Annotated in this window: 4 protein-coding genes and 1 pseudogene; 1 reads left to right on the top strand and 4 read right to left on the bottom strand. The window is 64.3% G+C overall.

What is annotated here, in order from left to right; genetic code table 11:
• From DH10_RS18920 to DH10_RS18910, 3 genes and pseudogenes are all read right to left on the bottom strand, one after another.
• Positions 1-948 (bottom strand): annotated as a pseudogene (locus tag DH10_RS18920) (hypothetical protein); the annotation flags it as partial.
• Positions 949-1,445: 497 nt separating this feature from the next.
• A complete protein-coding gene (locus DH10_RS18915) occupies positions 1,446-1,664 on the bottom strand; it encodes an RNA-binding protein (protein WP_192258090.1) in 219 nt (72 codons plus the stop codon).
• A 306-nt stretch (positions 1,665-1,970) separates the two neighbouring features.
• Entirely contained in the window at positions 1,971-2,450 is a 480-nt protein-coding gene (locus DH10_RS18910) for a DUF2231 domain-containing protein (protein WP_210325408.1), read from the bottom strand.
• A gap of 241 nt (positions 2,451-2,691) precedes the next feature.
• On the opposite strand from DH10_RS18910, the gene DH10_RS18905 reads away from it, so the two are divergent.
• Complete coding sequence (locus DH10_RS18905) at positions 2,692-3,504, top strand: class I SAM-dependent methyltransferase (RefSeq protein WP_192258092.1); 813 nt, start codon at positions 2,692-2,694, stop codon at positions 3,502-3,504.
• 113 nt (positions 3,505-3,617) lie between these two features.
• On the opposite strand, the gene DH10_RS18900 is transcribed toward DH10_RS18905, so the two are convergent.
• Entirely contained in the window at positions 3,618-4,526 is a 909-nt protein-coding gene (locus DH10_RS18900; RefSeq protein ID WP_246811604.1) for an NAD(P)/FAD-dependent oxidoreductase, read from the bottom strand.
• Positions 4,527-4,811: the final 285 nt, after the last annotated feature.

Raw genomic sequence — 4,811 nt, 5'->3', positions numbered from 1 at the left:
CTTCTGGGTTGCCTGCGGCTTTGCCGGCTCGGGCTTCCGCGCGGCATTCTGTTCGGGCTCCTCGGTCGCGCGCTCGAGCGTGGCGCGCGGCCTCAGGCCCGGAACGGCGATGCTGTCGGGCAAATCATCCTGCGACGGCAGCGAGGCGACCTGCACTTCGCCCTGGTTTCCAGCGGCTTGATTTCCAGCGGCCTGCCCCGAGGCTTCGGCATCATCGGAGGCGCCGGCCGTCGCGTCGGGCGCACGGGTGTTGGCGAGCGCGACCGCGGTCGGCACGTCGACCGTCTCTTCGGGCACGACATTTGCCAGCGCCAGTGCCAGCTCGGACGCACGCTGGACATCGACCTGGTTCGAGCCGAACCGTGCCTCGGCCGGACCGCTCAAGGTCGGGTCGGTCTGGGTCGGGTCGGTCTGGACGGCGCCGCCGAAGCGGCTTGCCGACGGCAGGCTCGCCAGCAGGAAAGGCGCGCTCTCGGCACGATGGAAGGCATCGGCGAGTTTCTGCGGCGAAAGCCCGGCGCGCTTGATGACGCTGTCGAAACGGTCGGCGGCGTCCGCGGCGGAAGCCAGCACGACCTTTTCATGCGATACGCTGTCGGGAGCCGCCGGCTTCAGCCGCGCGGCCTTGCCGTCATGGGCTGAGACCGAGGGCGCGAAGCTGGTGGCAATGCTGAGGCAGCCGGCATCGCAGCCGCGGGTGAGCGAGCCCGTCTTGTAGGCGCCGGCCGCGGCAAGGCGGGGCGCCCAGGCATTGACGAGCTTGCGACGCTGGTCGCCAAGCGCAATGCTGCGCGGCGCAAGCAGGCTCTGCGGCAATCCGTTGGATGCGGCGGTGAGCGAGGTGCTCACGGAATAGAGGCCGGCCATGGTCGCCACCGACCATAGAACGAGCGCTCCGCCGATGGCGGGCACCACGACCCAGCGTTGGCCGGATCTCTTCGAAGTCAAACCCCTCTCAGGAGTGTCACCCCGGTTTTTCAAACGCAAAAACGCCATACGACCACTCTCAATCGGCATGCCGGTTTGCGGACCTGGCACCCGTCACGATCACAGTTCGCCTGGTGCCCCCTGCACCTTCACGCGCCTGTTGCCGATTGATTCAAAAGATGGACAAAGATGGTTAACCAATCCCTCCACCAGCCGCCAATCTGGCGACGGTCCATACGAAAAAGAGCCCTCCATGGTCTCCGCCACGGTAAAAATGCTCGCCTTCGCCCGCTTTTGCTGCCCGTTTTTGCGGGCCGAGTCAAGCAAGCGCGAAGGTTCTACCCTTTCGGGCGATCGCCGGCTAAGGGCGGATTGAGGTTAAAAAACGGCAGGAAGAGCCTGGCGCGGTGAGGTGCGACATCTTTTCGGGAACAGAACGCAACGCGAACCCCGCGGCAGGAAGGAAGATTTCGCCGTGTGCCCGAAAATCAATGACAGAATTATCAAGCCAGATGGCTTCACGCCCTGGCCGCGCGGCGCTTCGAAAGCGACTGCCACAACTCCGCTTCGGCGGTGAAGCCGTCCTGGAAAGCTTCGATGACGTGGCAGGCAAGCTGTTCTCTTTGGTCCCCGTCCTTAAGGGCCAGACGGCGCTCGTCGCACAACTGGTTAAATACCCTCTGGAGAAGCTCCAGCTCGACTGGCGTGAATATGCCGCTGTGTTTGGTGAAAGCCATGACGCTTCCCTCCCCCTTGGATGGGCGAAAGCGCGATCTACTCTTTCAAGCGTCCGTGTGCCTCGGCTCGGTGCGGACGACGAGTCAATTCTACACCTTTCGAGGCGGCGTAGCGACTCGTTCGCAGTCGAAATTTCAAACCGACCCACTACCCGTCGTCCGACGCCCCTCTGGCCTGCGGGGCGCCTTGAGCCTTTCAGCCTTTGAATCGCTTACCCGGTCCAACTATTTGTTTTTACGCAATTCCTGACGGAAATCGCTGCGCACTTTTCCTGAATGCTTCAAACACCGGCAAACGTCGGGTATTCAGCGCATCTGGTCCGGTTCGTCGGCGACCCCCACATGATGCCGATAGACCATTCCCCAGCCCTTCCAGCCGGTGAACAGAAGGATGAGAACAACGATCAGCGACAGGATGAGGCCAACCGGCAACACCGCCGCCTCGCCTTGGGCATATCGCGTGTACCAGTTGTAAAGCTCGATCAGGACGACGATCACGTTGCCGCCGGCGTGAAGCCATACGTCCCGAAGATTGCGGATCTGGGCATCGCCCATAATGTCGGTCAGGCCGGCAAGAGCGGCCAGCGCGGCCATGATCAGACCGGCTCCCAGCAGCCAGAGCGAAGCGGTGACCCAGCCCGGATTACCGGTCCGCCAGAAGATGAGGTCGCAAACGAAGGTCGCGACGAAGAAGGCGATCGGGAACGGTATAAGCATTGCATGGACAGGATGGCCGGCAATGCTTGCCGTGCTGTGCGGATTGTGGCTGATCGTTTCGTGGGTCATCGTATTGCCTCCCGGAGGCGTGGCGAGCGCCGCCTCAGGCCACAGCACAACTCATCACGGGCATGGCGGCAAAGAGCCGGACTAAATATCGAACTCCGATTGCCCCGGAATGTTCCATAATCCCCGCGCCCGGAGCAGCCGACATAGCCGCATATGCCGTTGGACGACTCTCGATCGAAACCAAGCCAAAACAAATATTTGTATGCTAGCCTTGCGGGCCAGACGGACGTGGGTGGTCGCAATGCTGGAAACGGACAAGGTCTTCGCCGGCTCGGTTCCGGAAAACTACGACCGCCACATGGTGCCGCTGATTTTCGAGCCCTACGCCGCCGATCTTGCACAACGGGCAGTGTCGTCATCGCCCATCACCGTCCTGGAAACCGCCGCGGGCACCGGCGTCGTCACCCGCGCGTTGGCGCCAAAACTGTCCGCCGGCGCAAGCTATGTCGTGACCGACCTCAACCTGCCGATGCTCGACTATGCCGCGTCGCGGCAAGGACCCGACAGCCGAATCACGTGGCGCCAGGCGGACGCTCTGGCGCTGCCGTTCGAGGATGCGGCCTTCGATCTCGTTTGCTGTCAGTTCGGGGCGATGTTCTTCCCCGACCGCTCGACCGCCTATCGCGAGGCAAAGCGCGTGCTCAAGCCCGGAGGACGATTCCTGTTCAGCGTATGGGATCGCATCGAGGAGAATATTTTCGCCGATGACGTGACGAATGCGCTTGCAAGGATTTTTCCGAACGATCCGCCGCGCTTCCTGGCGCGCACGCCGCACGGCTACCACGATACGGCTTTGATCCGCAGCGAGCTGGAGGGCGCAGGTTTCTCCCGAGTGGCGATCGAGACACGAGCCGAACAAAGCCGAGCATCCTCGCCGCGGCTTCCGGCCGTCGCCTATTGCCAGGGAACCCTGCTTCGCAACGAAATCGAGGCCAGGGACTCGGGAAAACTGGAAGCCGCGACCGATTTCGCCGCATCCGCGATTGCGGACAGGCACGGCAGCGGCGAGGTTGCCGCCAAAATTCAGGCGCACATCGTCGTGGCTGAGTTCTAAAAGCATGTCTCCCGAAAGTGGGAACCGGTTTCGGGACAAGACATGCGTAAAATCAAAGACCTAAAGCGCACTGAGCGAATCTGAAAGATCGCGACGCGCTGCTTTAGGCCAATTTATCGAGCCAGGCGCGCGTCGGCCAAACCGGGGACGGACCTCGTCTTGCCGCTGAGCCGTGCCCCCAAAGTCAGCGCCCGCGGAAAATTGCGGACGACCGCCTCCATCAGTGCAGCGCCGCCGGGGCCAAGGGCCATCCGGGCGATGGCTTCGGCGGCAAGGATCCGCGTCGAGAACAATCCCCGCCAGGCCGCCTCGTAGCGTCTGCCGGCCGCTTCCCGTCCCGTTTGCCCGCTTTCCGCCGCGCCGAGCTCATGCGCCAGGAGCCAGCCGGACTGAAGCGCCATCGATATGCCCTCGGCGATGATCGGATGCGACTCACCGGCGGCATTGCCGACGCGGAAGATGTCCGCTTCGTAGCCGACGCGGATGCCGGGCCGGATCGGACCGGCGGCAAGCCACGGACCGTCGAGGCGGGCTTGCTCCAAGGCTTCCCGCGCGCCACGGCACGTCGCCATGATGTGATGCTCGACGGCTTCGGCGGCCGAGACACGGCTACCGCGTTCTCGGGCGAGGCTGCCGCGCAGCCGGACGAGCATGTCGCGCCTTATGCAGCAGGAGATCGACATGCGGCCGTGGTCGGCGAGCACCATGCCGCCATAGCCACCGGGGAATGTCAGCAGGGGCATCAGGTCGGGCGGCAGCGACGATGCGGTGAAATGCGCCTTGAAGCCGAGCAGGTCCGAGGGGCGGCTTTGCTTCTCGAGTTGGCTCGGCAGCGGCCCCGGCTCCCACGAACCGTGCGCGGCGACGATCACCGGCGCCCGCAGGATCGCCGCCTCGTCGCGACAACCGCCGCCTTTGGCCTGGATCCGCACCGCTTGGCGGTCACCGTCGCGTTCGATGGCGACGGCGCGGCAGGGCTGGAAGACTTCAGCGCCAGCCGACCGGGCTGCATCGAGCAGCAAGGTATCCAACATGTCGCGGCCAAGCGCGCGGCCGAAGCCGTCTCTTGCCGCGGGTCCGGACCGCGCGCCCGGCATCGGCGCCTCGATGCTGGTGTCGCCGGAAAAGAGGCCGACCCGGCGGATTCGATTTCGGGACCGCCCTCGGCGCGCCAGGTATCGCCGATCTCCAGCCAGTCGAGGAGCGCGAGATTGCTCGCCGAGATGTATTCGCCGCACACCTTGCGGCGCGGAAACGCACTCTTTTCCACGATCGCCACGGCCCATCCGCGCCGGGCGAGCGCCAGC

The sequence above is a fragment of the Mesorhizobium silamurunense genome (assembly GCF_014843825.1).
Classification (GTDB): Bacteria; Pseudomonadota; Alphaproteobacteria; order Rhizobiales; family Rhizobiaceae; genus Mesorhizobium; species Mesorhizobium silamurunense.
The sequence above is the reverse complement of the archived record's forward strand: the minus strand, read 5'-3'. Positions and strand labels throughout refer to the sequence as shown.

What these genes read in the sequence shown, in the direction of transcription:
- DH10_RS18915 (WP_192258090.1), bottom strand. Translation starts at nt 1,664, where the DNA reads ATGGCTTTCACCAAACACAGCGGCATATTCACGCCAGTCGAGCTGGAG.
- DH10_RS18910 (WP_210325408.1), bottom strand. Translation starts at nt 2,450, where the DNA reads ATGACCCACGAAACGATCAGCCACAATCCGCACAGCACGGCAAGCATT.
- DH10_RS18905 (WP_192258092.1), top strand. Translation starts at nt 2,692, where the DNA reads ATGCTGGAAACGGACAAGGTCTTCGCCGGCTCGGTTCCGGAAAACTAC.